We start from the raw sequence: 25,807 nt of genomic DNA on the forward strand, positions 1-25,807 counted from the left end.
TTGAAAAAAGCACAGACCCCTGTGCGCTGTGCCGGGGATGCCCTTAGAGGAAGGGGAGGATCAAAAGAAAAAGCGCGGGGCCGCTGTACAGCAGCCCCGCGCGCAGCGTATGCTGATGCAAACGGTGCAGTTCAGTGGATCGTGGCGGCGATCATTCCGGGTAAATGACGGAACCTTCGTCGATCAGAGCCTGCTTCTCGTCCAGGATCTCCTGGTAGCCGGCGTCCAGGTATTCCTGGCAGTATTCGTCATACAGGGCGTCGAATTCTTCCGGCGCGGCCTGGATGCAGGCAACATAGGCTTCCTGCCACAGGCTGTTCAGGTCGGCGCTGTACTCGGTGCTGGATTCCACGGGCTTGGTGAAGATGGGGCTGATGATGCCCTTGTCCTCAACGGCTTTGCACATATCATAGCTGGTCTGGATCAGGTCGGAATAACCTTCGGGCGCCAGGGTCAGCTTGTTGGATTCCAGATCCTTGGCCTCGTCGCCATAGGTGACGCTCTCGGCCACCAGGCACCAGTAGTCCTTGTTCTGGTTCTGGGACAGGGCGGCTTCGCCGGTGTAGCTGGTATCCAGGACGTTGATGCCGTCCTCGGTGGAAGTGTACGTTTCGCCTTCAGGACCAAACTGCAGGAAGGTGAGGTTCTCGGGCTGGCTCATCCAGTTCAGGAACATGTAAACGGCGGCGCGCTCTTCATCACTGGAGGCACTGTTGATGCCCATGATCATGCCGTAGCTGGGATACTTGTAGTAATAGGGTTCATAGCCTTCGGCAACCAGGCCGGGTGTGGATTGCAGGACGGCGACCTCCGCATTGGGATCGTTGGCCAGCAGACTGGCAAAGACATCAGTGCCGTTGGACATATAGAAGCCGTAGGTGCCGACTTCACCGCTGACGAACTTGCTCTTGGCCGCGGCGTCATCAGTAGTCAAGTAGAAGTTGGGGTCCAGTGCGCCCTTGTTGTACTGGTCGTTCATATGGCGCAGGTAATCCTCGGTAGCCTGCCAGGTAAAGGGCGCTACGTTCAGGTCCAGATACAGGGCCATTTCTTCCTGGCTGGTGCCGGGCTTGATCCAGCCATAGAAGTAGTTGAAACTCTTGGTCATAAGCTGATGACCAATGCTGCCCAGACCGGCGGCCTTCCAGGCTTCGCCCATGGCGGTCACTTCTTCCGCTGTGGTGGGAACTTCCATATTGACCTGGTCCAGCCAGTCCTTGCGGACAAGAGTGACCCAGTTGTAATAGATGGGATCACGTTCGGCAAAGATGAATGCCTGATGGCCGTCGATATTGCCGTAGGTCTTGATGGTGTCCTGCATCTTGGCCCAGTAATCAGGGGCATAGAAGGCCAGCTCGTCGTAGTCGATGTCCTGCATGGCGCCTTCGTCATAGTAGGCTACGGCGGCGGGCATATCGTAGTGGAAGATGATGTCGGGGGCGGCGCCGGCGGCGATCATCTGCATGAAGTCGGTGACTTCATTGGTGCGGGAGATGCCGACGTATTTTACATCGACGTTGTACTTCTCGCCAAATTCCTGCTGTATCCAGCGGGTGTAGTAGTTGTCGGAAACGTTCCAACCTTCAAAACCACGGTCATAGACCGGGATCTCGATGGTGACCCGCTCAGGGAAGCCGGCAGAGTAGTCGGTGTAGTTGCCGCTGGAAGCGGCTTCGCTGGTCGCACCGCTGGAAGCGGCATCCGAGGAGGACGGCGCGGCGCTGGACGTGCCTCCGCCGCAACCGGCCAGCAGGGTGGTGGCTATGGCTGCCGCCATGGCGGCAGCAGCGGTTTTCTTCAATTGTTTTTTCATGGTTTCCCTCCTTGTAGGAAATAAGATACGGATGTGTATAGGTACCGGGAATGATCCGGCAGGTACAAAAGAACGGGTATCAGCCCTTCACGGCGCCGACCATGGTGCCCTGCACGAAATATTTCTGCACGAAGGGGTAGACACAGATGATGGGGACCGCGGCGAAGATGATGCAGGCGGCCTGCAGCACGTCGGGGTTGGTCATGATGGTGGCGGAAACGCCCTCGGACTGGAAACTCTCGGTAGCGGCTACGATCAGGTAGTACAGCTTCAACTGCAGCGGGCGCAGTTCCACGTTCTGCTTGATGTAGTACAGTGCGTCGGAATAGGCGTTCCAGCGGCCTACGGCATAGAACAGGGCGATGGTGGCGATGATGGGCTTGGAGAGCGGTACCACGATGCGCCGCAGGATCGTAAAGTGGGAAGCACCGTCCAACCGGGCGGATTCGATCAGACTTTCCGGAATAGAGCCCTGGAAGTTGTTTTTCATGATGAGCAGGTTATACGGGGCAAAGCACAGGGGCAGGATCAGGCACCAGATGGTATCCAGCATGTGCATATTGTTCATCAGTAAGTAATCGGGGATCGTACCGGCGGTAAAGTACATGGTGAACATGATCATGAACGTCATGACCTTGCGCCCTTTCAGTTCCGGGCGGGTCAGCACGTAGGCGGCGCAGATGGTCAGGAACATGCCGATCAGCGTGAAGATCACAGTCACTTCGATCGTTACCCAAAGTGAAGTGATGATGGTGGAATCGTGGAACACCCGGTTGTAGGCTTCCAGATTGATGCCGGTGTCGCTTATGGGCCACAGGACGACTTTGTGCGCGGATACATACGCATTGTCCGAAAGGCTCTTTGCCAGGATGTTGATGAACGGCAGAATGCAGGTCAGCGAGGCCAGCCCCACGAACAGAATGCACACCGCATCCACGATCAGATTGATGACGCGGTTCTTGGTCCACTTTCTCTTGTGGACCGGAATGGTTTCTACGGCAGGGGTTTGCATAGGGGGTCCTCCTTTCTCACAGCAGGCCGTCCTCGCCCAGTTTCTTGGCTACATAGTCGGCGCCCAGCACCAGCGCCAGGCCGATGACGGACTGGAACAGGCCCAGCGCAGTGGATTCGCTGAATTTGTTGGCCTGGAACCAACGGTAGACCAGAACGGGGATGGTCGTAGTGTATTCGGTCACAGCGGCATTGGACAATGCCAGGATACGTTCGAAACTGCCGCCCATCAACTTGCCAAGCTGCATGATGAGCATGATGACGATGGTGGGCCGGATGCAGGGCAGCGTTACATGCAGGCATTGCTGCCAGCGGTTGGCGCCGTCTACCTTGGCGGCTTCATACAGTTCCGCATTGACGTTGGTGATGGCTGCCAGATAAATAATGGAGCCCCAGCCCATGGTCTGCCAGACGCCGATGACTACATAAGTGAACAGCCACCAGCCGTCCGATTGCAGGAAGGGGATGTCCGACCCGCCGGCGTTGGTGATCAGGACGTTGATGATGCCGGTGCCGGTGGTGAACATCTGGTAAGCGGTCGCGCCGATGACGACCCAGGAGAGGAAGTGCGGCAGGTACAGCAGGGTTTGCGTCGTGCGCTTGAACCATCTGACGCGGATCTCGTTGAGCAGCAGCGCCAGAATAATGGGCATCGGGAAGCTGAACACCAGATCCAGAATGTTCAGCAGCAGGGTGTTGAATACAGCTTTGCCGAAATCCCGGTGGGTAAAGACTTTTTCAAAAATCTCCAGCCCCACGAATTCGCTGCCGGAATAGCCTTTGGCTACTTTGTAGTCCAGGAATGAGACCGACAGGCCGGTATAGGCCAGATATTTGAAAACGAGAATGAACAGCATGGGAAGCAACATCAAAAGATAAAGTTGCCAGTCCCGTTTTAAGTAGAAGCCAATGCCCTTTTTGCGGATGGTCAGGTCATTGGCAGCCAATTTGGTTTTGGCGTGTGTCATTTAGGTTCCTCCTGTTCTGATAAAGTGTTATATAACGTTGCGCTGGTCGCCGCTTCCGCAATGGGGATAAAATTAACAAAATCAGTTGTTGAAATCTAAATTTATTATGCAGTTTTACGACGTTCACTTCTCTGCATCCTTGGATAAAAACTGTGCAAAAACGATTATTATCATCTTACAAAATTGCAAAAAATGTGCAGGGGGGGGGCAAAAATCCATAAAATGAGCGTATTTTTCATTAAAAACCAGCGGATGGCACATAAATTATATTGAATTTTTGTGAACGTTGCACATATATCGCCGTTTTTGCCAAGTTGCACTGGCGCTTTTCAATGGAAAGGGGTATAATGGGGCACAGGTGGCCGCAGGAAATACCGGCCCACGTTACATTTGGATTTAAGCCGGTTTGCTGCATGCCCCGCCAGGCGGTACAAAGCGGATTTGTATGGCCGCAAGGCATGCACTAAACTGAAAAATGAACGATAATAAAAAGAATTACCGCGGGCCTGGATGCTCCGGCCACTGTGCCCGTATGGAAATGTTGAATTGCCAGCAATAAAAAGGGGGAGACCGCCTATGCCGCGCCAGCCGCATACTGTTGTAGAGTACCGCAACTATCCATTGCCGCCGGAGTTCCCGATCCAACTGCTTTCCGGCGAGGAATGGCGCATTTCCGATAAACCTGCGGGGGTGCTGCACTTCCATAACTGTCTGGAGATCGGCCTATGTGAAACGGACGGCGGCACCCTGGCATTCCAGGGGGAAAAACGGCATTTCCAGGCGGGGGATGTGACGATCATTGCCGGGGACGTGCTCCACACGACCTGGAGCGACCCCGGCACGGCCAGCAAGTGGAGCTGGCTGCACCTGGACCCCATCGAATTGCTGCATCTGTTCTTCCCGTCGGAGTATCTGCCCGATGTTGAATGGCAGAGAAAGGCTCTGCAGGGGCATTATTACATCCTGCCAGAGTCCCGCTATCCTGATGTGGCGGGGCTGGTGCGGGCCATCATGCGCGAAATGCAGGAAAAACGTACCGGTTATCAGATCAGCGTTCGGGCGCTTTATCTTTCCCTGAATATTCAGCTGATGCGCCTGAACAGTATGGATGGTCGGGACAGCCATGTGAGCATGGCGGGCACGATCACCGTTGCCCCGGCGCTGGATTACATCAGCACCCATTATATGGAGTCTTTTCCCATCGAAAAGCTGGCTGCCCTGTGCGGGCTGAGCCAGTCCCACTTCCGCAAGACCTTCAAGGAATTGCTGGGCGTTGGTCCACTGGAACACCTGAACCGTATCCGCGTGTTGCAGGCATGCTCCCTGATGCGCGTCAGTGACGATTCGATCCTGACGATCTCGGAGCGGGTGGGCTTTCAGTCGCTGTCCAGCTTCAACCGCCATTTTCTGGCGGAAATGGGGGAAACGCCCAGCCATTGGCGCCGTACCGAGGGCAACAACCGCAAGACGGCGATCCTGCAGTATTCCGGCTGGCTGACCCCGCCGCGGGATGTTTGAAGAAAACGCGGTGAACTTTGTAAGAGGATACGATTATACCCCAACGGAGCGAAAGGAGTAGGGAAATCATGGCAGAGTATAACATTACAGCCTACGGGGCACAGCCGGGCGGGAAAAACTGCGCTTCGGCTGTGCAGCGGGCTATCGACGCGGCCGCTGCTGCGGGCGGTGGCCGGGTAGTGGTGCCGCAGGGGGACTATCTTTGCGGCAGCGTGCGGTTGAAGAGCCATGTGACGCTTCACCTGGAGGCCGGGACGGTGCTGCGCAGCAGCCTGGACCCGGCCCAGATCGAACCCTTCCGCACAGCGGCGGGAAATGATGAGGTGGACGGCTGGGCAGGCGGCTTTTTTGTAGGGGCGCAGGGCGCGCGGGATGTGGCGATCACCGGGCCGGGGGTCATCGACGGACAGGGTGATAAAGTCTTTTTTGATGCAAACGAGGATAGCGACTTCCATGAATGCCCGAAAGCCTGTGCTGATTTCCGCCCCCGGATGCTGCTGTTTGAAGACGTGGCGGATCTGACGATACGGGACGTTACGTTGCGCAACGCGGCTTTCTGGACGCTGCATCTGGCGGGTTGCCGCCGGGTACACATCGAGGGGATATATATTGACAATGATGACCGGGGCGGCAACAACGATGGGATAGACCCGGATAGCTGCCAGGATGTAACGATCCGCAACTGTTTTATCCATACAGGGGACGATGCGGTGGTGGTCAAATCCACCGCCCCTATGGCGCGCCGCTACGGACCCAGCGAGAATATCCTCATCACCGGGTGCGTGCTTCATTCCCGCGATTCAGCGTTAAAGATCGGCACCGAGACCCACGGCGTGATCCGCAACATCATTTTGTCTGACTGTGTGGTGAAGGACTGTTCCCGCGCAGTGGGAATTTGGGTGCGGGATGGCGGTACAGTAGAAAATGTGCAGGTCCACCACATCACGGGCGCGGTGCGCCGCTATGCAGACCGTTATGCTGTGCCCGGCGCGCCGGGCTGGTGGGGCAAGGGCGAGCCGGTTTTTATCAGCGCGACCCGGCGGCCGGGTAAAGAAAATTTCCCCGGTGTGATTCGCAACATCAGCTTTGACCACCTGACGCTCACTGCCGAAAGCGGCTTGTTTTTGGGTGGGGAAGCGGACTGCCCGATCAAGAATGTGCGCATCAGCGACCTGGACCTGACGCTTGCGAAACAGGGTACCCAGCCCGGAGGACTTTTTGATGAACAACCCAGTGCCCGCGGGGTGTATGCGCATACGATTCCGGCACTGTATGCCCGCAGTGTACAGCGTTTGATTTTGCGCCATGCGGTTCTGCACGACGGTGGCGGAACGGCCTGGAACGGTCAGTTGACGCAGTTGGAAGACTGCCGGTGCGCGGATATCCAATGGGAAAACGCGGCGGAAAATACTTGAGCAAAGAATACGCTACTTGGGACGCTTGCCGCCCCTCCTGACACAGAGAGGGGGTTGCGGTCCCTGTTTGCACGACTTCTTGACGTGATAAAAAATATAGCAAAGGAGAGTTGTAGGCTATGGCAACCCCCAAACTCTGCCGCCGCTGCCTGCTGCAGGATATGGCGGACGAGAATGACTATTACCAAAGCGTGCTGCGCTACCGTGCCACTATGCCCCAAAAGCTGCGGACCCCGGACGAGGAGTATGCGCTGCGCCTGGCGGCCTGCCGGCAGTGTGATGCGCTGGAAAATGCCACTTGCCGGATCTGTGGCTGCTATGTAGAGATGCGTGCTGCCCGCCGGGACCAGCACTGCCCCCGTACGCAGGGACCGTGGTAAGGCGGAGAGGGATCAGGAGCGCCGGTATGGATAAACCGAACAAAGAATGTTTTGACAAGGAGTGCATGATGAATTCGGGAGCTTTGTCTGCTTGTACCACAGCAGAAACTATTACGTTATATTGGGATAAAACAGGGGCGCCTGCCGGGCAGGGTGTTTATGAGGTTTGGGCTGATAGCTGCTTGCGTGCGGAAGTGTTCCACACGCACTGTACCCTGACGGACTTGCAGCCGGATACAGTTTATGATGTGACGGTCTGCCAGGCGGAAACAGAAATAGGTCGGGTACAGGTGAAAACGCGCCCGCGGTTCAAACGGCTCAACGTAGTGGATTTCGGCGCAGTAGGCGACGGCAAGACCCTGAACACCGCTGCCCCGCAGGCGGCAATCGACCGCTGCAGCCCCGATGAGGAAGTCTATCTGCCTGCCGGGGTCTATCGCACAGGGGCGCTGGACCTGCACAGTGATATGGCTCTGTATCTGGAAAAGGACGCTGTATTGCAGGGCAGCGAGGACCCGGCGGATTATACCCCGCGCATCTGGTCGCGCTTCGAGGGGATAGAACAGGAATGTTACCGCAGCCTGCTCAATGCCGGCACGCTGGATCACACGGCCGGGCCGAACTGCCGGAATATCCTGCTGTATGGCCAGGGGACCATCAGCGGCGGCGGGCGGGTACTGGCCGAACGCATGATCGAATCCGAACGCGAAGCACTGAAAGAGTACCTGGCGGCCCATGCCGCGCTGGTGGCCACCTGCGAAAACGAGCGCACCATCCCCGGCCGGGTGCGCGGGCGGCTCATCAACCTGAGCAACTGTGCGCATGTGCGCATCACCGGCCTGACCCTGCAGAATGGGGCAAGCTGGAACGTCCACATGGTCTACTGCGACGACATTGTGACCGACCACTGCATGTTGCGTTCCGCAGGCATCTGGAACGGTGACGGCTGGGACCCGGATTCCTCCACAAACTGCACGCTGTTTGCCACGACCTTTGACACGGAGGATGACTCGGTCGCCATCAAATCGGGCAAGAACCCCCAGGGCAACGAAATTGCCCGCCCCACAAAGCATATCCGTGTGTTTGACTGCAAGAGTTTGGGCGGTCATGGGATCTGCATCGGCAGCGAGATGAGCGGCGGTGTGGAGGACGTACAGATCTGGGACTGCGATATTGCCCGTTCTTCCAACGGGATAGAGATCAAGGGGACCCCCAAACGCGGCGGATATGTGCGCGGGGTGACGGTGCGGGATAGCAGTTTTCCCCGGCTGCTGATCCATGCCGTGCCGTACAACGATGACGGCGTGCCCGCGCCGCAGCCGCCGGTGTTCCAAAACTTCCGTTTTGAGCGGCTGCGCCTGACCGGGCGGCGACTGGAACATGGCGCTGAAGACGTGGTGGACCCGCTGGAGATCTGCGGCTTTGCCGCCGCAGGGCACGAGGTGCAGGACGTTGTGTGCAAAGATTTGACCCTGCCGCCGGATGCTGTGCTGCGCGTTGCCCGCTGCCGGGGCCTGACGCTGGAAAACCTGCGCACGGAGGATACCGTATGAGTTTGAGCGTCCATTCTGCGTTGGAACCGGCGGTGCGTATCTGCGGCCGGACGGTTGCGCGGGACCCGCTGCCGCTTTTCTGGACCGGCGCGGGGGTGGATTTTGTGACAGACGCCACTGCCTTGGCTTTTGACTTGGAAACCGATTTTACTACACGCGAACAGTGGGTCCGTGTAGAGGTGGACGGCGCGCCGATGCTGCGCACGCCATTGCCCAAAGGGCAAAGCCGCCTTTGGGTCTGGCGGGAGATGGCCTCGGCCGCACGCCACCGGGTGCGGCTTTTCAAAGAGGTCCAGCCGATGCTGCGCGATCCGCAGTCCTTTTTGCTGTTGCGGGGGATCTGCTGTGACGGGAACCTGTATCCATCCCCGGCCCCTGCCTGCAAGATCGAATTTGTAGGGGACAGCCTTTCCACCGGTGAGGGGCTGGGCGGCGGCCCCAGTATGCGGGATGGAGTTTCTGCCGTGTTCTCCACACAGGGGCACTATGCTGTGGAAACAGCCCGCCGGTTGAACGCCGACTTCCGCATTATCGCACAAAGCGGATGGGGCGTTTCTGTAGGGTGGGACAACGATCCCCGGCACACACTGCCTGCCGTTTATGAGCAGGTCTGCGGGGCACAAATGGCTTTGCCGCAGGGTCTGTGCTTGCAGGACTTTTCTTCCTGGCAGCCGGATATTGTGGTGGCCCATCTGGGGCACAATGATTGTTTTGCCATGGACGGCCCGGCTTACACCGCACCGGACGGCACGGTGTATAAACTGCGCCGGGACGCGACGGGAGGCCCGTGCGCCGAGACCCGGCGCTGCGTGAGCGGCGCGGTGGAAAGGTTCCTGCATACCCTGCGCCGCTGCAATCCGCGTGCACAGCTGGTCTGGGTGTACGGGATGTTGGGGCATACCATGCTTCCGGCCATCCAGGACGGGTTGGAACGCTATCAAAAAGCGGCCCGCGAGGATGTCCCGCTGATTTTGGTGCCGCAGTTCCTGCCGGAACAGCTGGGTTCCAATAATCATCCCGGAGCGGCAGCGCATATCGCCGCCGCCGATAGCTTGACCTGCGCTTTGAAACCGTTTGTGCGCAAAGAAGCTTGATCTTGTGAAAAATGCGGAACGGTTTGTCCGTTGTGTGAAGAAAATTGGCGTTACAAAACAGGAAAGGATAGAAGATTTCTATGACCTATACATTTTTACCTGCCGCCCCGGCGCCGCTTTTGCGGGGCCATCTGCATCTTGGCGGCGCGAACCCGGTGGGGGAGCGCATCGATGTCACCAGCCGCTACATCGAGCGGGGCGGGAAGCCCATCCTGCCCGTGATGGGGGAATACCACTTCGCGCGGGACCGGCGGGAAAACTGGTACCGGGAACTGTGCAAGATGAAAGCCGGCGGCGTAAACATCGCGGCCACCTACCTCTTCTGGATCTATCACGAGGAGGACGAGGGCGTTTTTGACTTCACCGGGGACCGGGACATCCGTGCCTTTGTGCTGGCGGCGCAGAAAGCGGGGCTCGACGTGATCCTGCGCATCGGCCCCTGGGCGCACGGGGAGTGCCGCAACGGCGGTTTCCCGGACTGGCTGCTGCAAAAGCCCTTCCCCTTGCGGGATTCCAACCCCGGCTATATGGCGTTGGTGCGCCGGTGGTACAGCCGCATTTTTGAGGAAGTGCAGGGCCTGTTTTACAAGGACGGCGGGCCGGTCATCGGCATCCAGTTGGAAAACGAGCTGACCGACAACGCGCCCCATCTGCTGGACCTGAAGCATTTGGCGCAGGAGGTCGGCTACGATGTGCCGCTGTACACCGTCACCGGCTGGAACAGCCGCTACGGGGCGGAAATCCCGGTGGACGACGTGCTGCCGGTGTTCGGCGCTTATGTGGACGCCCCCTGGGCCGACACGCGGGACCCGCTGCCCCCTACGCCGCACTATGTGTTCGACCCGGTGCGCAATGACTCCGCCATCGGCATGGACCAGATCGCGCCCGCGCCGGACAATGGTTGGCTGCTGCCGTATGAGCGTTATCCGTTCGCCACCTGCGAGTTGGGGGCGGGGCTGCAATCCACCCACCATCGCCGGGTGGTGGTGTCGCCGCAGGATGCCTACGCCCTTTCGCTGGTCAAGCTGGGCAGCGGCAACAACCTGGTGGGCTACTATATGTACCACGGTGGCATCAATAAGATCGGGCGGCACAGCACACTGAATGAAAGCCGTGCTTCCGGCTACCCCAACGACTGCCCCATCCTGGAGTATTTTCCGCATACGGCGCTGTCCCCCTACGGCGAAACGGGGGACACCTACCGCCTGCTGAACCTGCTGCATCTGTTCGTGCAGGATTTCGGCAGCCTGCTGGCCCCGCTGCCCTATGTGGCGGCGGCCCAAACGGCGCCCCCGGACGATACCGCCGCCCTGCGGTACGCCATGCGCAGCGACGGCGTTTCCGGGTTTGTATTCGTGAACCAGTACCAGCGCCTGCGCGCCATGCAGACGGTGGAAAATGTGGTGCTTGATACCGGCACCGTGCAGTTCCCGCCCATTACGGTGCGCGGCGGCGCGTCGTTTATCCTTCCGTTCGGGCTGGATCTGGACGGCGTGCGGCTGGACTGGGCCACGGCGCAGCTGCTTTGCCGGGATGGAAATACCTTCTTTTTCGCCGCCGTGGACGGGGTGGAACCGGCGTTTTGCGTAAACGGGCGTGTGCTGCGCCCCGGCGCACTGCCCGATGTGACGGCCGTGGACGGCGTGCGGCTGGTCACGCTGCCCATGGCGCAGGCGCTCTACCTGCGCAAGCTGGACGGCCGGGTACTGCTGGGCGAAGGCTGCGATCTCTACCGGGCGGACGGAACGTATTGCGCCGTCCAGCCGGGGGATTACGCTTACTGCCTGTGGGAGAAGGACCGTTTTGTGCGGCAAAGCGTTCAGCAGCCGTTCCATCCGGCGCAGCTGCACGCCGAACCGATGAAAGAACTGCCTTTCGACCCGCCGTACCGCGAGGAACTGGAATTGGGCGGCCCCTGCCGCATCACCTGCCGGAGATTGACCGTCACCACAGCGGAAGGCTTTGTGGAGATCACGGAGCTCTGCGACGCTGCCCAGCTCTACGCCGACGGCAAACTGGTCGCCGACCATTATTACGACGGCCTGCCCTGGCGACTGCCTGCCAGCCTGCTGTATGGCCGGGAGTGCTATTTGTTTTTGTCCGAGATGAAGGATGATTTTTACCGGGAATGGTAAAGGAGGGAAACGCCCATGGAAACGCTGTCCCTGCACGGTGTATGGCGCTGCAAGCCGGACCCGGACGCCACCTTTCCATTTTCCGGGCAGTGCTGGCAGGGCGAACCTTTCGTACTGCCGGGGTCTGCCTGTGAGAACCGCATCGGCACCCCGCTGCAATGGAACGGGGAGACTGACCCCGACACCTTGCGCGCACCGCGGGAACGGTACGAATATACCGGCCCGCTGTGGCTGCAGCGGGAGATCGAAGTGCCGGAGACTTTTGCCGGAAAGAACATCTGCCTGTTTCTGGAACGGGTCAGCGTTTGCAGCCGTCTGTGGGTGGACGGGGCTGCGGTCGGGCGTCCCATCGTCACGCTTTCGGCCCCGCATGTGTACGACCTGACCGGCCGCCTGACCCCCGGCCGCCACCGTCTGACCCTCTGCATCGACAACCGGGACTGCGTTGGCCTGGGGGATATGGCCAGCGGCTACAGTCTGGATACCCAGGGACACTGGAACGGCGTCATCGGCCGCATCGAGCTGCAGGCCCGGCCGCTGTGCCACCTGGCGGATGTGCAGATCTATCCGCAGCCCGACGGGGTGCAGGTGCGGGTGGTGGAAACCTGTACCGTACACAAGCCGGAACAGCGGCAGCGGGGCGTCATGGCTTTGCGGTTGACGGCGCCTGACGGGCGCGTGGCCGCTCAGGAAGATTTCGACGTGACTTTGTATACCTCCCGTCAAGTGGACCGTTTCACCCTGCCGTTACAGAATATCCGCTGGTGGCAGGAATTTGACCCCGCCCTCTACACGTTGACTGCTGAGTTCTCCTGTGAAGGATGCGTTGACCAGCGTACACTGACCTTTGGCATGCGATGTTTGACTGCCGAGGGCAGGCAATTCATTCTGAACGGACGCCCGCTTTCGCTCAGAGGGACCAACGACTGCGCCCTGACCCCTCAGACCGGTTACCCGCCCATGACAAAAGCGGATTGGCTCGCGCGTTTGGGGGTGGCAAAGGAATACGGACTCAACCATGTACGGTTTCACGCCTGGTGCCCGCCTCAGGCCGCCTTTGAGGCTGCTGACGAACTGGGGCTTTACCTGACCGTCGAAATGCCGCTTTGGCTCAACCTGGATGTGCAGCCATTGGAATTTGGGCAGGACCCGGTCCACGGCAGCTTCTTTTTGCAGGAGGCGCTGCGCATCTCCCGAAGCTACGGCAACCATCCGTCCTTTCTGTTTTTCTCGAACGGCAACGAGAACCTGGGTGATTTCTCTTTGCTGGAAGAGATCACCACCGCCGTCAAGGCCATCGACCCGCGGCGTCTTTATACCGTTACCTCCAACTTTGACCACCCGCTGCTGCCCTGTGAGGATTATCTTTGCGCGTTTCAGGCGGCAGGCCATCCCGTGCGGCTGCAGCATTGCCAGGACCGGGCCGCGCAGGACACCGCGCTGGACTATGCCGGCGCTGTGGCCGCGGTGGAAAAGCCCGTCGTCACCTTTGAGGTAGGGCAGTACTGCGTCTACCCGGACGTGGATATCATCGCGGACTATACCGGGGCCATGCGCCCGGTAAACTTTGAGGCCATCCGCCTGCTTATGCAGCGCAGCGGCGTATACGAAAAGCGGGCGCAGTATGTACAGGCCTCCGGCGTGCTGGCCGCCCGTCTATATAAAGAAGAAATCGAAGCCGCCCTGCGTACCGAGGGGCTGGGCGGCTTCGAACTGCTGGGGCTGACGGATTACACCGGGCAAAAGACCGCCACGATCGGGTTGCTGGATGTAGAGGGCCGCAGCAAGGGCCTGGTGACCCCGGCGCAGTTCCGCTGCTTTGCGGGCCCGGTGGTGCCGCTGTTCAAAGCAAAACGGATCTTCACGACCGATGAAACGTTGGAAGCCGAGCTGGCTTTGTACGATCATGGGCCGGTCCCTCTTGACGATCCGGTGTATGAGGTGGACATCCGCTGTGATGGACGGTTATTCTACCACACAAAGACACGCACTCCCCGGATCGCAGCACCTCTGTGCGGCCTGAAACAGTCAGCCCGGCTGGATGTGACGATCACGGTCGCGGGATACAGCAACAGTTGGCGGGTATTTGCATTTGCACCGGCCCCGGTTCCGCAGGCACCCGTGGTTTCGACCCCCGAAGCCCTGGAAGAAATAGGCCGCACGGGCGGCTGCGCCCTGGTGACACGGGCCTGCTTTGACCGGCAATTCCCCTGCAATTTCATCCCGGTGTTCTGGTCACCGGTGTTTTTCCCAAGCAAGGCGGCCTGCGGCGTCATGATCGACGCCAGCCACCCGGCGCTGCGGGGATTCCCCACCGGGCCATACGGCGATTACCAGTGGAAGGACTTGCTGGAACGGGCGGTCAGCTTCCCGCTGCCCCGTGACGGCAGTGCGGAAGCGGTGGTGGAAATGGTCCCCAACTTTTATGACAATACGCCCACTTCGCCGTTGGCGCTGATACGCCGGGGCAAAGCACTGCTGCTTTTCTGCGGGTTCGACCTGGACCAGCCGGACCCGGCCACACGCCAGCTGAAAGCCAGTCTATACACCTATGTGGCGGAAAAAAATAAGGTACTAAACGGGGAAAAAGATCGATGAGTACAAAGCGAGCTGCCTTGTGTAAATGACTTTGTCGGCGGTTTGAATTTTCTGCATATGGATGTGCTTGTTCATCCGAAGCAGGGAATGGTTTAAATGAAATCGGGGGAGGTGTGAAGGAAAAAGCAACGTACTTTAAGCAATAGTAATTATGTATCAAAAAATGTCCTTACGGTTTACAGGGAACAGTGATGTGGTGCCCGGCAATGGCTGTATTACGGGCACTATGCGCTATGAAGATAACGAAGATAGTACCAAGGAGGTTTACCGGTATGAAATACGGCTGCCGTGCCCATGATTATGGCTGTCACTCGCCCGAAGATCTGGCAGAGATCCTGCAAAGCAATGGTTATAACGCTGCGCAACTTGCGCTCCCGAAAGCCATCTGCGGCATCAGGAGCGTAGACGATGTTTCTCCGCATATGCAGGAGGCTGTGCGGACTGCTTTTGAGCGCCACCACATTGAAATCACGATTTTGAGCTGTTACCGGGATCTGAGCAACCCTGATGACCATGTGCGCAGGGCTGCTGTCAATGATGTCTGCCAGACGTTGGCTTACCAAAACGCTTTGGGTGCTTGTGCAGTGGGGAGCGAAAGTTCTTTCGGCGTTCTGACTGAGGAACAGAAGGATGCTACATTTCCATTACTTACGGACAGCGTGCTGCGCATTGTGGAAAAAGCCGCAGCTGTGGATGGCGTGTTTGCGTTGGAGCCGGTATTTGTGCACACCGTGGGTACGCTGGAAAAGGTGCGGACATTATTGGAACAGGTGGCGGACCCACTCCATTTCAAAATCATATTCGATCCTGTAAATGTATTGACGATCCGTGACGTTTCCAATCAGGATCGTTTCTGGCCTGCATGGTGCGAGGTCATTGGCGACCATCTGGCTGCCGTTCATGTGAAGGACGTGATCTTCCAGCCGAAGGGAAAGCAACTACCTGCGGCCTTGGGGAAAGGCCAGATGGATTATGCGCCGTTGTGTTCTTGGTTGCATCAGCGGCATCCTGACGTGGCGTTGCTGAGGGATGAGGTGATCCTTTCCTGCGCCCAGGCGGACCTTGCGTACATGCGCCAGATGTAAAGACGAGGTTATGACTGTATGGCGGCTTTGCTGTCGAAGGTGTGCCGCTGAAGATTGACTCTTACGTTGAGATCGAAGCGTGAGAGAACATTTGACTCGTCAAGGGATTGTTGGACATACAAACACCTCCTTCCCACACGCTATGCCGCGGCGGGGCAGGAGGTGCCCAAAACCAAAGGCCCGGCAGGCGAACCTGCCGGGCCTTTCTATGCGTTTCGTCCTTTGCTTTTCGAGACCGTCATGGGAAGCAATGTAAGTGTAAGCACGTTTGATTTGATGGATAAAAATGAGATGCAAGCAATAAGCTGTGGTGGAGAGGGAAAAAGTGCCTGCGTTGCCAGCGCGGACGGTCCAGAAAAATAGGGAAATTTGTACGCGCCGATGGTTTTTCATTCCCCCCGGCGGGCTTCCATCAGGGCGAATAACGCTTCGTCAGTGGGATGCTTTTCGGTGTTGAGCAAAAGCTGCACGCGGCTTTCCTCTGCGCTTTCGCCAAATTCCTGCATCCAACTGTGGAAGTGCGGCCCCTCGCCCTTGTTGCGGGCGTAGCTCATCAGGTAGCCGCAGAGCTGCGCCGTCTGGCGGATATCGGTCTGGCATTCGTTGGCGTAAAAACTTACCCATTTACCGTGTTCCCGGTCGGTCATGGCCCGGTAGGCGAGGGCATACCAGTGTTTTGCCTTCCCGGCAAAATAGAAGCAATCTTTCCAGGCATGATCCGCTCCCGCCTGCAGTGCGCGGCAAATGTCCAGTGCGCCGTCTGCCCAGTAAGAGTACAACTGCGCCTGCAACAAAATGCTGTCCTGATACAGACGGCGCGGCGCGCCCGAAAGCAGCGCAGCGGTCATCTCGCATTGGCGCAGATATTGCTCGTACCCGGTTTGTGCCGTGGCAAATTTTTCGGCACAGAAACGTACCTGTTCCAGCAGGGAAGGAAGGTCGCACAGCCAGCGCAGTCTTTCGGCAGGGTGCCGGGGATCGTCTAAAAACTGGGAGATCAGCATGCGCGGCACATGGTTGTAAAACTGGTCGCCTGCGTGTTCGTCCTCGTGCGGGCCATAGGCTACCGCCGCCTGCGCATAGGCGGCCAGGTCGGTGGCCACACGGTCCGGCTGCTCGCCGCCATAGTAGCTCCCGGCATACTGGCGGCGGTGCTGCGCCGTATCGGCGGTGCCGTCGCGCCAAAGCTGCGCCACATAGTCCAGCAGATAGACGTGCGGCTTGATGTTGGAACAGTTGATGATCCAATAATCGTCCGCGCCGCACGCCAGCGCCTGCGTCAACTCCCGGCAGACCAGTTCGGCGCTGTTGGGCAGCATGGTGATATGGCTGGCTGCCTGCAGGTCATAAAAAGAAACATGATAGTAAAGGCCGTGGCGTCCCGCATCCCCGTTCTGCGGCAGCGATGGGATGCGGGGATTTTCGTTGTTCTGGCGGCGGCTGACCATCTTGCCGTACCCATTGTCCGCCCAGACGCGGATCACGTCATCGGGCAGTTCCAAATTGCCGCTGCGGTACAATTCCATCATTTCGCCATACAGATTGGTACAGCAAACGGCCTGGGGATCAGTCTGCTTTACAAGGTCATACTGTTCCCGGATCAAGGCGGACAACAGCGAACCGCGCGCTTCGGCGGAATCGTACTGCGGGTCATCCGCCCAGAAAGGTCGGTCGCCCTGTCCGCGGAAGCCGATGTTCCAGACCACGCGCAGGTCCTTTTGCTCGTTGATCCCTTCCTGCCAGAGCGCGCGGAACAGGTCCGAGTACTGGCTGAATTTGGCTTCCAGGTCCGGGTGGCGCTGTACAAACAGGGGTGCGCCCAGCGGTTCGGCGTGGTGGTGGGTCAGGATCAGCCCCATGTCCGCCGCGGTCTGCCGGTGCTTGAGCCCCTCGGTGCCGGTGCCGGGAATGACCATGTTGCCGCCACAGCGCAAAAGGGCCTCAAAGGCCATGCGGAACGGCTCCTCGGCGCTGCCGTTTACTTTCCAGTGAGAAAGCAGGGTCTCGTCGTTGATGAACCATCCCCGATACCGCACCCGGGCGGGGGTGCTGGCATAGTGGAAGCCGCCGGGAATTTCGACTTCCGTGCGGGGAGAAAATGTCTGGTCGTTCCAGAACCAGAAGGGCTGAACGCCCAAAAAGCGGCGGCTGATCTCGAACAGGCCGTAGACGAAGCCCAGAACATCGGCAGCGGAAAGCGTCAGGATATTTGCATCCGCATCCAGACAGAAGCATTCCGGGGGCAGGGCCGGATCACGGCGCAGACGGAGCTCTCCGCCGGGGGCGTCGGTGGCGCACAGGGTCCGGGCCATATCGCGCCGCAGGGCGTGCAGGGCATATGCCAGGGGCTTTTCGGCCGCTTCCTGTGGCAAACGTGTATTGTGATTGAGTTTCATATCATTTTTCCTCTTTAGGCGGGAGGCAGGGGATCTTCAAGCCTGCCCGTGCAGATAATCGGAGGGCGTCAGCCCCGTCACTTTCTTGAAAAGCTGGCTGAAATACTGCGGATTGTTCCGGCAGACACTTCTGCACGGAAAAGGCAGGCCCATGCGGTGCGCATGACACTGCGGGAAGGACCTGCCTTTTCGGCGTCAGAAAGAATCAGCTGTTGGCATCAATAAAAGCCAGTTCCTCTTGCGTCAGGGGCGGGCTTTGCAGCACATTCAAATCATCCAGCAACTGTTCGGGGCGGCTGGCTCCGACCAATACGCTGGTAACGGCTCCATCCCGCCGGATCCATCGCAAGGCCATGGCGGCCAGGCTCTCGCCGCGGCGGGCGGCCAGGTCGTTCAAGGCACGGATCTGCGCCAGGCGTTCCGGGGTCAGGGCGCTGCCTTTCAAAAAGCGGCCGTCGGTGCATATGCGGCTGTCCTCAGGGATACCATGCAAATAGCGGTCTGTCAAAAGTCCCTGAGCAAGCGGACTGAAAGCGATGATCCCGCGGCCATTGGCTACGGCGGCGTCTTTCAGGCCGTTGCGCTCGATGGTACGGTCGAAGATGGAATAGCGGTTCTGGTTGATGATGAAAGGGCAGTGCAGTTCGTCCAAAATAGAAGCGGCTTTCATCATAGTGGGGCCGTCATAGTTGGAAAGTCCTGCGTACAGGGCCTTGCCGCTGCGCACGGCCTGTGCGAGTGCGCCCATGGTCTCTTCCAGCGGGGTGTCAGGGTCCATGCGGTGGTGGTAAAAAATATCCACATAATCGAGCCCCATGCGCATAAGGCTGTCGTCCAGGCTGCTCAGCAGATATTTGCGGCTGCCGCCGTCCCCGTAGGGGCCATCCCACATGCTGTAACCGGCTTTAGTGGAAATGACCAGTTCCCGGCGGTGGGAGCCCAGATCATCCCGCAGAATGCGGCCGAAATTCCGTTCCGCCGCGCCGGGTTCCGGGCCGTAATTGTTGGCCAGGTCGAAATGAACGATACCGTTATCAAACGCTGTGCGGCAGATGGCCCGCATGGTGTCATAACGGCTGCTGTCGCCGAAGTTGTGCCATAACCCAAGTGACAAAACCGGCAGTTTCAGGCCGCTGCGGCCACAGGGAACATAGTGCATCGCGTCATAACGCTGTGGAGAGGGAACGTATTCCATAATTTTTCTCCTTTGGCTTTAAGCAGGGATCACAGTAAAAGCGGCAACACTGCACGGGGGCAGACTGGCGGTGAATCCGCCGTCGCACAAAGATACATCCAACGGACGGGGCTGGACCCGGTCCGGCATGTCGAACGTATTGTGTGCTTCCGGCGTACCGGCCAACACCATTCCCTGCACGGCGGAGGCTTTCATGCCGCCCAGCAGGCAGGTCACGGGAGCACTGGCGGCGTCGTTCAGGTGCGCCACTGTGATCAGCACCGTGCCGTCTGCCTGGCAGCTGGCCGAAATGTGCAGGTCGGGCACCGTCTGTTCGTCCTGGCCCAGCATTTTGGTTTGCGCGTAGCTTTCCAGTTGGCGGGCGTTTTGGTGGGGGGCATACATGGCGAACACATGATAGGTGGGAGTCAGCAACATTTTGTCCCCTTCGGTCAGTACCATGGCCTGCAGGACGTTGACCATCTGGGCAATATTCGCCATCACAACGGTGTCGCAGTGATTGTTGAAAATGTTTAGGTTGATAGCTGCCACCAATGCGTCGCGCATACTGTTCTGTTGATAAAGGAATCCAGGGTTCGTACCCGGTTCCACATCGAACCAGGTGCCCCATTCGTCTACCGCCAGACCGATAGGCCGTCCGTTGCCGAACTGCCGAATGGTGCGGCTGTGGTTTTCCACCAGCTCTTCCATCCGCAGGGTCTTATGCAGGGTGGTGTAGTATTCGGCGCGGGTAAATTCGGTGGCCGAACCCTTGTGCTGCCAGTCGGGGCCGGGGATCGTGTAGTAGTGCAGGCTCACGGCATCGATGACGTGCCCGGACTGCTCTACCACCGTGCGGGTCCAATGGTAGTCGTCCACGTTGGCACCGGATGCGATTTTGTACAGTGGATGGGCCGGGTCGTAGCTGCGCAGATAGGTGGAATACTGGCGGCAAAGGTCGGCATAATATTCCGCCCGCATGTTGCCGCCGCAGCCCCATGCTTCGTTGCCGATGCCCCAGTACTGCACATAGAACGGTTCTTCAGCACCGTTTTTGCGGCGAAGATCCGCCATGGGGGAAACGCCGCCCATGTTGCAGTACTCCACCCAGTCGGAAAATTCCTGTACGGTGCCGCTGCCTACGTTGCCGGAAAAATAGGGTTCACATCCCAGCTTGCGGCACAGGTCGATGAACTCGTGGGTGCCGAAGGAATTGTCCTCCGTCACGCCGCCCCAGTTGGTGTTGACGATGGTCTTGCGGCCGGCCTGGGGGCCGATGCCGTCTTGCCAGTGGTAAGTATCGGCAAAACAGCCGCCGGGCCAGCGCAGCACCGGAATGTGCAGGGCCTGCAGGGCGTGGAGCACATCGGGGCGCAAAGTGCCGTTTTCGTCCAGCAGACCGTTGTAGATGCAGCGGCCCAGATGTTCGGAAAACTGGCCGTAGATGTTTTTATTGATGGTGCCTACCGAGCGGTTGGCATTGACGAAGAGAAAGGCCATGAAAAAACCTCCATTTTGATGGGCCTTGGCAAAGCGGGCCTGCACCCAAAAATCAAAGTTATTGATCCAAAATCAGCGTCTGATAGGGGGAAAGGCGGGCGGTCACATCCCCCTTGGGGGTGGGGATGGTCGTTTCCACGTCGGTCTCGCCGTTGTTGATGAGCACCAGTTTGCCTTCTTCAGGCCAGGCGGCGCATTCCACCTGGGGCATGTCGGGCAGATAGTCGCAGGTCAGGGGACGTCCCGTGGCCCACAGCAACAGATTCAGCAGCATACGGGCGTTGACGGGGCTGTATGCAAACCCGCCCATATACACACCGCAGCCTTTGCCGAAAGTATGGGCGGCGATGGCCGGCTGTCCGTCTGAAGCAGCGAGGACGTGCGTGTCACCGTCCGTAAGGTAGAGCCCGCTGCGGCTCTTGACCGTGCAGCCCTCCGGCAGCAGGCCGGCCACGGAGTGGACGTTCACCGGCCAGCGGCCGTGGCAGACACGTGCGCCGGTGTCCTCGTCCACGCCCAGCACCCGTGCCATGCGGAAGTAATCGCCGTACCCGGCCACGGCCGAAGGTTCGTTTACACCCAGGAAAACACCGCCCTCGGCTACCCACTGGTGCAGCCGGGCTACCAGATCGGCATTGTGCCAGGCATCACCGCCGCTCCAGGCAGTACCGGCCGGTCCGGCGTTGATGATGACATCCACGCCCTCCAACTTGCCGTCCAGCACGTCCTCAAAGCTCAAAAAGCGGGTGTTCACCGGCAACCCGGCCAAAGCCTCGTTGATGTGGATCAGATCGAACATATAGGTCTCGTGGAAATGGCCAGACAATGTCCAGGGCCGCAGGCTGCCCCAACTGTGCAGCACCGCCACGGTCAGCGGCATGGTATACACGCGGCCGGTATCGTGCAGATCGCGCAAGGTGCGAAACTCATTCGCTACATTGGCGATATATTCCACGAAATCGGGATAATCTTTCAGCAGGTGCAGGTAACCGCCCAGGCCGATGCGGTCGATCTTGTCACGCAGAAGCGCCCGGCGCACATGCAGCCAGTAATCCCGGGCGTCCCGTGTGGGATCGCCGCCGGGTGCAAAGGTGGGGGCACCCCCCAGGCCAACGGGGAACAGGTAGGGGTGAAGGCGCAGTTCATGCACATCGGCCTTTACCCCGGCGCACATCCGGGCTTCATAGCCGGAGAATACGCACTTGATGATGCCGTCGAAGCCGAATTGAGAGAAGTAAGGGCCATAAGGCTCTACCCCGACCCAACTGTCGTCGTAGAATACATAGGCTTTCTTGCCGTACTGATGGACCAGGTCTACCAGCTCTTTGCCAAATCCGGCCACGAACCGCTGGGTGAACGCCATGTAATCCCGCTTGTGGGGGCTGGGGGGCATGTGAGTCACCTGCAAGTTGCCCTTGTTGATGAAATCTTCCGCCGTCAGGGCATAGCCGGTCTCGGCCTTGAAATCTTCCAGGGCCTGCTCCGACACGGTAAAGTCATAGATGCCCCAGTCAGTGAACAGGCTTTGGTTGCGTGTGTCTGCGCCCCAGATCCACACAAAGTTGTAAAACATGCTGGTGAAGCGCACCACATTGGTATGGGGGTGATCTTCGCACCACTGTCGCAGCCATTGGGTCAGATAGGCCCGGGCTTCCGGCGTGCGGGGATCGACCGGCATCAGGTGTTCGCTGTCCCAATGGTTGGTCACGTGGTTGTACATGGAGATCTCTTCCCACAGGCGGTAGGCCAGGAAGCTGACGGTGTACAGGTGCCACGGGATGGGGGCGTCGATGATGACACAGCCGCTGTCTTTATCCCAATGCCAGGCATCGGGATAAAGAAGGGTGTTGCTTGTGCGGTCCCACACCTGCCAGTAGGGCAGGGCGCGGGGGCCGTCGTTGACTTTGAACTGCTGGTGAAAAAATTCGGCCAGCAACGAAATTTGCAGCGCGCCGCCCTCAGCCGGGCGCGGACTGGTGGATAAAAAAGTCTGCTGCAGGCAGTTGGGGTGGGCTTTGGCCCATTGATTGTGGCCGCGGATGATGCAGATGGTGGAATAAATGTCATACCCGGCATTCAGAATTTCGTCCGAAAGTTGGGTGCCGTCGCTGTCGCGGATGACATCGGCCCCCCAACGTTGGGCCAGTTGCAGGGTCAAGTCTTCACAACCGGCTTCGCCCGGCAGGGTAAAGCCGCCTTTGGTGTGCGTCGTCATGATATTTCTAACCTTTCTTGCCGCAAAAGGGCAGGGTGCAGGCCGGGCAGGGCACCGGCATTTTGTTGAATGTCAAATGTGGACCCGGCGGCAGATCGCGACTGCCTGATCGCGCCGCAGCGGGGTGTCAGGAGTGGGGAACGGCCCCTCAGGCAGCAGCCCGGCCGACCGGGCACGGGCCATGAGATCGGGACCGTCAGGCAGTGGGCAGCGGGTGGCGTAACCCGGCAGCAGGACGGCCAAGAACTCGTCCAGCGTCACAGGGGCGGCCGGGTGCAGGCAGCCGTCACAGGCCCAACTATCCGGCAGCAGGCCGCACTGTACCGCACATTGCACGGCGATACCCAGGGGCGTTTCGCCCACTACGTCCGCAAAGGGGCTGCAGTAGCCGTTGACGGGGAACAAGTGCAGTGCTGCCGTAACCAGTTGAACGGTGTCGCCGCGAGTCAGGGGCCCGTCATGATCAAAGGCGGCATAGGGATCGCCTTCGGGGGAGGGCAGCCCTGGGGGCGGGGCCAGCGGTGTGCAGGGCCCGGCAGGGGACCAGGGGACGCGTTCCAGGGTGGGAACGGCCAGTGCAGGGGACAGGGCCCCCGCCACAAAAGCGGCCGCTGCGAACGCGCCGAAGTCGTTGGTGTGCGTGTAATCACCGGAGTAGAACCACCGTTTGCTGGCCTCCCGCCCGGCACGTACGATTTGATCCATCGTGAATTTGTGCAGATCGATCACGGGGGTATGCGTCTGCTGCCCAAGGTGCTGCATTGCTTCTGCATAATCGGCCAGCAGGTCATTATAAAGCCCTTCCGGCGTCCAACTGTTTCGAGCCAGCGGCGTCACCAGCAACGGGACAGCGCCTTTGGCCCGCACGGCTGTCAGGTATTCGCGCAGCCGTTGCGTGTAGCCGCCGCGGGCATCCAGATGGGGGCGCTTTTGGTCGTTGTGGCCGAACTGCATCAGGACAAGATCGCCCGGGCGCAGCCGCTGTTCCAACAGGGCCCAGTGACCTTCGGCCGTGAAACTTTCAGTGGTCAGACCGGAATGTGCATGGTTGGACACACAGAACCCGTCCGGTAAAAACCAGGGCAGCATCTCGCCCCAACCGGCATAGCTGGTGCCGGGGGCATAGGGGACGGCGGCGCTCTGGTCGGTCACGGTGGAGTCCCCCATCAGGAACACCCGGCGGGTGTGGGCGGGCGCTGTTTGCAGTTCCAACCGCTGCAGCCCGGCCCCCACGAGGGAAACATCTACCGCCAAATTTAGATAGGGTGCACTGTCTCCTTCGGAGATCAGCGGCACGGTGTCTACCGTGAACGGTACCTGCTGTACCGTACCCGCAGCCAGCGTGCCGCGCCAGGCAAGACGGCGGCGCCCCACAAAGACCAGTGCTTCGCCGCCAGTACCACAGAGGGTGACAGTGCCCGTATACATCCCTTCAGCGGGGACTGCCGCTTTGTACCACAGGGGCAGGGCGCGGCCATCCAGATCCGCGGCGGTCAGGTCGGGGGCAGGCTGGGCAAACACCCCTTCGGGGGTGCAGTGCAGGCCACTGATGGGCCGGTGCAGCCACCACAGGGGCTGCCATCCGGCATGATGCAGAGGAACCTGCAGATCCGGCCAGTGCATCTGAACGGCATCGGTGATAAAGCCGTTGCTGCCGGGGCCCTGCCACAGGGCTGTGCCCGACGGGGTCAGGCAGTCTACAGTCAGGTGAAAATCCATGACGAACGCTCCCTTGCAGATTTTTAGGCGCAGTGCCGCTTACAGCGCACCGTCGCTGCGGGTATTTTCGTAATCCAGTACGCCGGCAAAGAAAGCCAGCGCCAACCCCTGGCCCCAGCCCTGGATCCAGTCCCGGCTGATGCCCCGGTATCCTTCCCGGTCCTTCATGACGGCGGTGCCGCCGGAAACATTCATCACACGGCCGTCGGGGCTGACGTTGGCCAGCAGGCCGGGAATGGACTTGTTGATATACTTGATGTGCAGCGGATTGCCCTTGGCGATCATGGCTGCGGCAATACCGGCGCTGGCGCTGATCTCCTCATAACTTTCGGGATCGTCGATGATGGTGCGCCACAGCCCGGCATCCGTCTGGTAGAGTTTCAGCGCGGCCAGCTGTTCATTCAGGCTGCCCACCACATCCAGGAATTTGGGGTACAGATAGCATTCCGGCAGACGGCGGCCCACCTGGGACATGGTATAGGCGGCCCAGGCGTTGGCGCGGCCCCAAAACATGCCGGACATATGGTCCCCAGTGATGTTGTTGTAACCGTGGTAATACAACCCGGTAGCAGGGTCCTGCAAATATTTGATGTGCCAGTAGTACTGGTTCAGGGCATCGTCAATGAGGGTCTGGTCTTTCAGCAGCACGCCCATGCGCAGCAGGAAGAAAGCCGCCATGAACAGGGTATCGGCCCATGCCTGTTCGGGGAAGTCGTTGTTTACGGAAACGGTATGCTGTAGTACATTGTCCCCAAAGCGAAGAGCTTCCTTCTCCAGGTAATCCACTTTGCTTTTGGCAATATCCAGATAACGCTCGTCGCCGGTATGTTCGTACAGGGTGATCAGGCAGTGGCCCATGGAACAGGTGTTCACCGTCCAACTGGGGAGCCCCAGCTGGATGTATTCGTCCACCCGGTCCTTGACCAACTGCAAGTACCGTTCGTTCTTGGTCACTTCATAGGCTTCGCAGATGCCGTAATAGGCTACGCCGCAAGGCCAGTCCCAGGTCATATCCATGCGCATGGTACGCTCCACAATGGCGTCCACCGCCCGCTCGACCTGTTGTTTGTCATATACCAAACCTGCCATAATAAAAACGCTCCTTATCGTGTGCAAACTGGCTGCGGGGAAAGGCCGGTCGCCTTGATCTTGCCCTTATTATAAAAGGTGCCCGTGGCCCCTGCAAGTGCCGTTTGCCATGTGTTTTGTAAGGGAATAACCGAAGTTTTGAAA

At 59.2% G+C, this 25,807-nt stretch carries 19 protein-coding genes; 9 read left to right on the plus strand and 10 right to left on the minus strand.

Features of this window, described 5'->3' with window-relative positions; translation table 11 throughout:
• Nucleotides 1–151: 151 nt before the first annotated feature.
• The 3 genes from Q0526_RS16575 to Q0526_RS16585 form a co-directional block, all read right to left on the minus strand.
• Nucleotides 152–1,813 carry an extracellular solute-binding protein gene (locus tag Q0526_RS16575; RefSeq protein WP_298736065.1) on the minus strand — a complete coding sequence of 554 codons (1,662 nt, stop codon included), beginning with the start codon at nt 1,811–1,813 and terminating at the stop codon, nt 152–154.
• 79 nt (nt 1,814–1,892) lie between these two features.
• Nucleotides 1,893–2,825 (minus strand): carbohydrate ABC transporter permease, encoded by a 933-nt coding sequence (locus Q0526_RS16580; RefSeq protein ID WP_298736068.1) that lies wholly within the window; start codon nt 2,823–2,825, stop codon nt 1,893–1,895.
• A gap of 16 nt (nt 2,826–2,841) precedes the next feature.
• On the minus strand, nt 2,842–3,792 hold the full coding sequence (locus Q0526_RS16585) for an ABC transporter permease subunit (protein WP_298736072.1): 951 nt from the start codon (nt 3,790–3,792) through the stop codon (nt 2,842–2,844).
• A 576-nt stretch (nt 3,793–4,368) separates the two neighbouring features.
• Between Q0526_RS16585 and Q0526_RS16590 the strand changes: the two genes are divergently transcribed.
• From Q0526_RS16590 to Q0526_RS16630, 9 genes are all read left to right on the plus strand, one after another.
• Nucleotides 4,369–5,310, plus strand: coding sequence for an AraC family transcriptional regulator (locus Q0526_RS16590; RefSeq protein WP_298736075.1), 942 nt, complete (start codon nt 4,369–4,371; stop codon nt 5,308–5,310).
• 68 nt (nt 5,311–5,378) lie between these two features.
• Nucleotides 5,379–6,725 carry a glycosyl hydrolase family 28 protein gene (locus tag Q0526_RS16595; protein ID WP_298736078.1) on the plus strand — a complete coding sequence of 449 codons (1,347 nt, stop codon included), beginning with the start codon at nt 5,379–5,381 and terminating at the stop codon, nt 6,723–6,725.
• A gap of 119 nt (nt 6,726–6,844) precedes the next feature.
• Entirely contained in the window at nt 6,845–7,105 is a 261-nt protein-coding gene (locus Q0526_RS16600; RefSeq protein ID WP_298736080.1) for a DUF6171 family protein, read from the plus strand.
• Between the two features lie 26 nt (nt 7,106–7,131).
• Nucleotides 7,132–8,658 carry a glycoside hydrolase family 28 protein gene (locus Q0526_RS16605; protein WP_298736082.1) on the plus strand — a complete coding sequence of 509 codons (1,527 nt, stop codon included), beginning with the start codon at nt 7,132–7,134 and terminating at the stop codon, nt 8,656–8,658.
• Entirely contained in the window at nt 8,655–9,752 is a 1,098-nt protein-coding gene (locus Q0526_RS16610) for a GDSL-type esterase/lipase family protein (protein ID WP_298736084.1), read from the plus strand. The genes Q0526_RS16605 and Q0526_RS16610 overlap by 4 nt, the downstream gene beginning before the upstream one ends.
• A gap of 80 nt (nt 9,753–9,832) precedes the next feature.
• Nucleotides 9,833–11,887, plus strand: a complete 2,055-nt coding sequence (locus tag Q0526_RS16615) for a beta-galactosidase (RefSeq protein WP_298736086.1) — start codon at nt 9,833–9,835, stop codon at nt 11,885–11,887.
• 15 nt (nt 11,888–11,902) lie between these two features.
• Nucleotides 11,903–14,485, plus strand: coding sequence for a glycoside hydrolase family 2 TIM barrel-domain containing protein (locus tag Q0526_RS16620; RefSeq protein WP_298736088.1), 2,583 nt, complete (start codon nt 11,903–11,905; stop codon nt 14,483–14,485).
• A gap of 272 nt (nt 14,486–14,757) precedes the next feature.
• Complete coding sequence (locus tag Q0526_RS16625) at nt 14,758–15,570, plus strand: TIM barrel protein (protein WP_298736090.1); 813 nt, start codon at nt 14,758–14,760, stop codon at nt 15,568–15,570.
• A 162-nt stretch (nt 15,571–15,732) separates the two neighbouring features.
• The gene (locus Q0526_RS16630) at nt 15,733–15,933 is read left to right on the plus strand and encodes a hypothetical protein (RefSeq protein WP_298736093.1); all 201 of its coding nucleotides are present in this window, start codon (nt 15,733–15,735) and stop codon (nt 15,931–15,933) included.
• 26 nt (nt 15,934–15,959) lie between these two features.
• On the opposite strand, the gene Q0526_RS16635 is transcribed toward Q0526_RS16630, so the two are convergent.
• The 7 genes from Q0526_RS16635 to Q0526_RS16665 all read right to left on the minus strand — a co-directional run bounded on the left by Q0526_RS16635 (nt 15,960) and on the right by Q0526_RS16665 (nt 25,663).
• Nucleotides 15,960–17,966, minus strand: coding sequence for a glycosyl hydrolase 115 family protein (locus tag Q0526_RS16635; RefSeq protein ID WP_298736096.1), 2,007 nt, complete (start codon nt 17,964–17,966; stop codon nt 15,960–15,962).
• A gap of 36 nt (nt 17,967–18,002) precedes the next feature.
• Nucleotides 18,003–18,119 (minus strand): AraC family transcriptional regulator, encoded by a 117-nt coding sequence (locus Q0526_RS16640; RefSeq protein ID WP_298736099.1) that lies wholly within the window; start codon nt 18,117–18,119, stop codon nt 18,003–18,005.
• A gap of 52 nt (nt 18,120–18,171) precedes the next feature.
• On the minus strand, nt 18,172–19,161 hold the full coding sequence (locus Q0526_RS16645) for an aldo/keto reductase (RefSeq protein WP_298736102.1): 990 nt from the start codon (nt 19,159–19,161) through the stop codon (nt 18,172–18,174).
• A gap of 18 nt (nt 19,162–19,179) precedes the next feature.
• Nucleotides 19,180–20,640, minus strand: a complete 1,461-nt coding sequence (locus tag Q0526_RS16650) for an alpha-L-arabinofuranosidase C-terminal domain-containing protein (RefSeq protein WP_298736104.1) — start codon at nt 20,638–20,640, stop codon at nt 19,180–19,182.
• 58 nt (nt 20,641–20,698) lie between these two features.
• Nucleotides 20,699–22,855: a 1,3-beta-galactosyl-N-acetylhexosamine phosphorylase gene (gene gnpA, locus Q0526_RS16655; protein ID WP_298736107.1), complete on the minus strand. Its 2,157-nt coding sequence runs from the start codon at nt 22,853–22,855 to the stop codon at nt 20,699–20,701.
• 72 nt (nt 22,856–22,927) lie between these two features.
• Nucleotides 22,928–24,574, minus strand: a complete 1,647-nt coding sequence (locus Q0526_RS16660; RefSeq protein ID WP_298736110.1) for a rhamnogalacturonan acetylesterase — start codon at nt 24,572–24,574, stop codon at nt 22,928–22,930.
• A gap of 39 nt (nt 24,575–24,613) precedes the next feature.
• Nucleotides 24,614–25,663: a glycoside hydrolase family 88 protein gene (locus Q0526_RS16665; RefSeq protein WP_298736113.1), complete on the minus strand. Its 1,050-nt coding sequence runs from the start codon at nt 25,661–25,663 to the stop codon at nt 24,614–24,616.
• Nucleotides 25,664–25,807 lie beyond the last annotated feature (144 nt).

The sequence above is a fragment of the uncultured Subdoligranulum sp. genome (assembly GCF_937890665.1).

Bases quoted from the DNA above. Each gene is read 5' to 3' on its own strand.
- Q0526_RS16575 (WP_298736065.1), bottom strand. From the start codon at position 1,813: ATGAAAAAACAATTGAAGAAAACCGCTGCTGCCGCCATGGCGGCAGCC.
- Q0526_RS16580 (WP_298736068.1), bottom strand. From the start codon at position 2,825: ATGCAAACCCCTGCCGTAGAAACCATTCCGGTCCACAAGAGAAAGTGG.
- Q0526_RS16585 (WP_298736072.1), bottom strand. From the start codon at position 3,792: ATGACACACGCCAAAACCAAATTGGCTGCCAATGACCTGACCATCCGC.
- Q0526_RS16590 (WP_298736075.1), top strand. From the start codon at position 4,369: ATGCCGCGCCAGCCGCATACTGTTGTAGAGTACCGCAACTATCCATTG.
- Q0526_RS16595 (WP_298736078.1), top strand. From the start codon at position 5,379: ATGGCAGAGTATAACATTACAGCCTACGGGGCACAGCCGGGCGGGAAA.
- Q0526_RS16600 (WP_298736080.1), top strand. From the start codon at position 6,845: ATGGCAACCCCCAAACTCTGCCGCCGCTGCCTGCTGCAGGATATGGCG.
- Q0526_RS16605 (WP_298736082.1), top strand. From the start codon at position 7,132: ATGGATAAACCGAACAAAGAATGTTTTGACAAGGAGTGCATGATGAAT.
- Q0526_RS16610 (WP_298736084.1), top strand. From the start codon at position 8,655: ATGAGTTTGAGCGTCCATTCTGCGTTGGAACCGGCGGTGCGTATCTGC.
- Q0526_RS16615 (WP_298736086.1), top strand. From the start codon at position 9,833: ATGACCTATACATTTTTACCTGCCGCCCCGGCGCCGCTTTTGCGGGGC.
- Q0526_RS16620 (WP_298736088.1), top strand. From the start codon at position 11,903: ATGGAAACGCTGTCCCTGCACGGTGTATGGCGCTGCAAGCCGGACCCG.
- Q0526_RS16625 (WP_298736090.1), top strand. From the start codon at position 14,758: ATGAAATACGGCTGCCGTGCCCATGATTATGGCTGTCACTCGCCCGAA.
- Q0526_RS16635 (WP_298736096.1), bottom strand. From the start codon at position 17,966: ATGAAACTCAATCACAATACACGTTTGCCACAGGAAGCGGCCGAAAAG.
- Q0526_RS16640 (WP_298736099.1), bottom strand. From the start codon at position 18,119: ATGGGCCTGCCTTTTCCGTGCAGAAGTGTCTGCCGGAACAATCCGCAG.
- Q0526_RS16645 (WP_298736102.1), bottom strand. From the start codon at position 19,161: ATGGAATACGTTCCCTCTCCACAGCGTTATGACGCGATGCACTATGTT.
- Q0526_RS16650 (WP_298736104.1), bottom strand. From the start codon at position 20,640: ATGGCCTTTCTCTTCGTCAATGCCAACCGCTCGGTAGGCACCATCAAT.
- gnpA (WP_298736107.1), bottom strand. From the start codon at position 22,855: ATGACGACGCACACCAAAGGCGGCTTTACCCTGCCGGGCGAAGCCGGT.
- Q0526_RS16660 (WP_298736110.1), bottom strand. From the start codon at position 24,574: ATGGATTTTCACCTGACTGTAGACTGCCTGACCCCGTCGGGCACAGCC.
- Q0526_RS16665 (WP_298736113.1), bottom strand. From the start codon at position 25,663: ATGGCAGGTTTGGTATATGACAAACAACAGGTCGAGCGGGCGGTGGAC.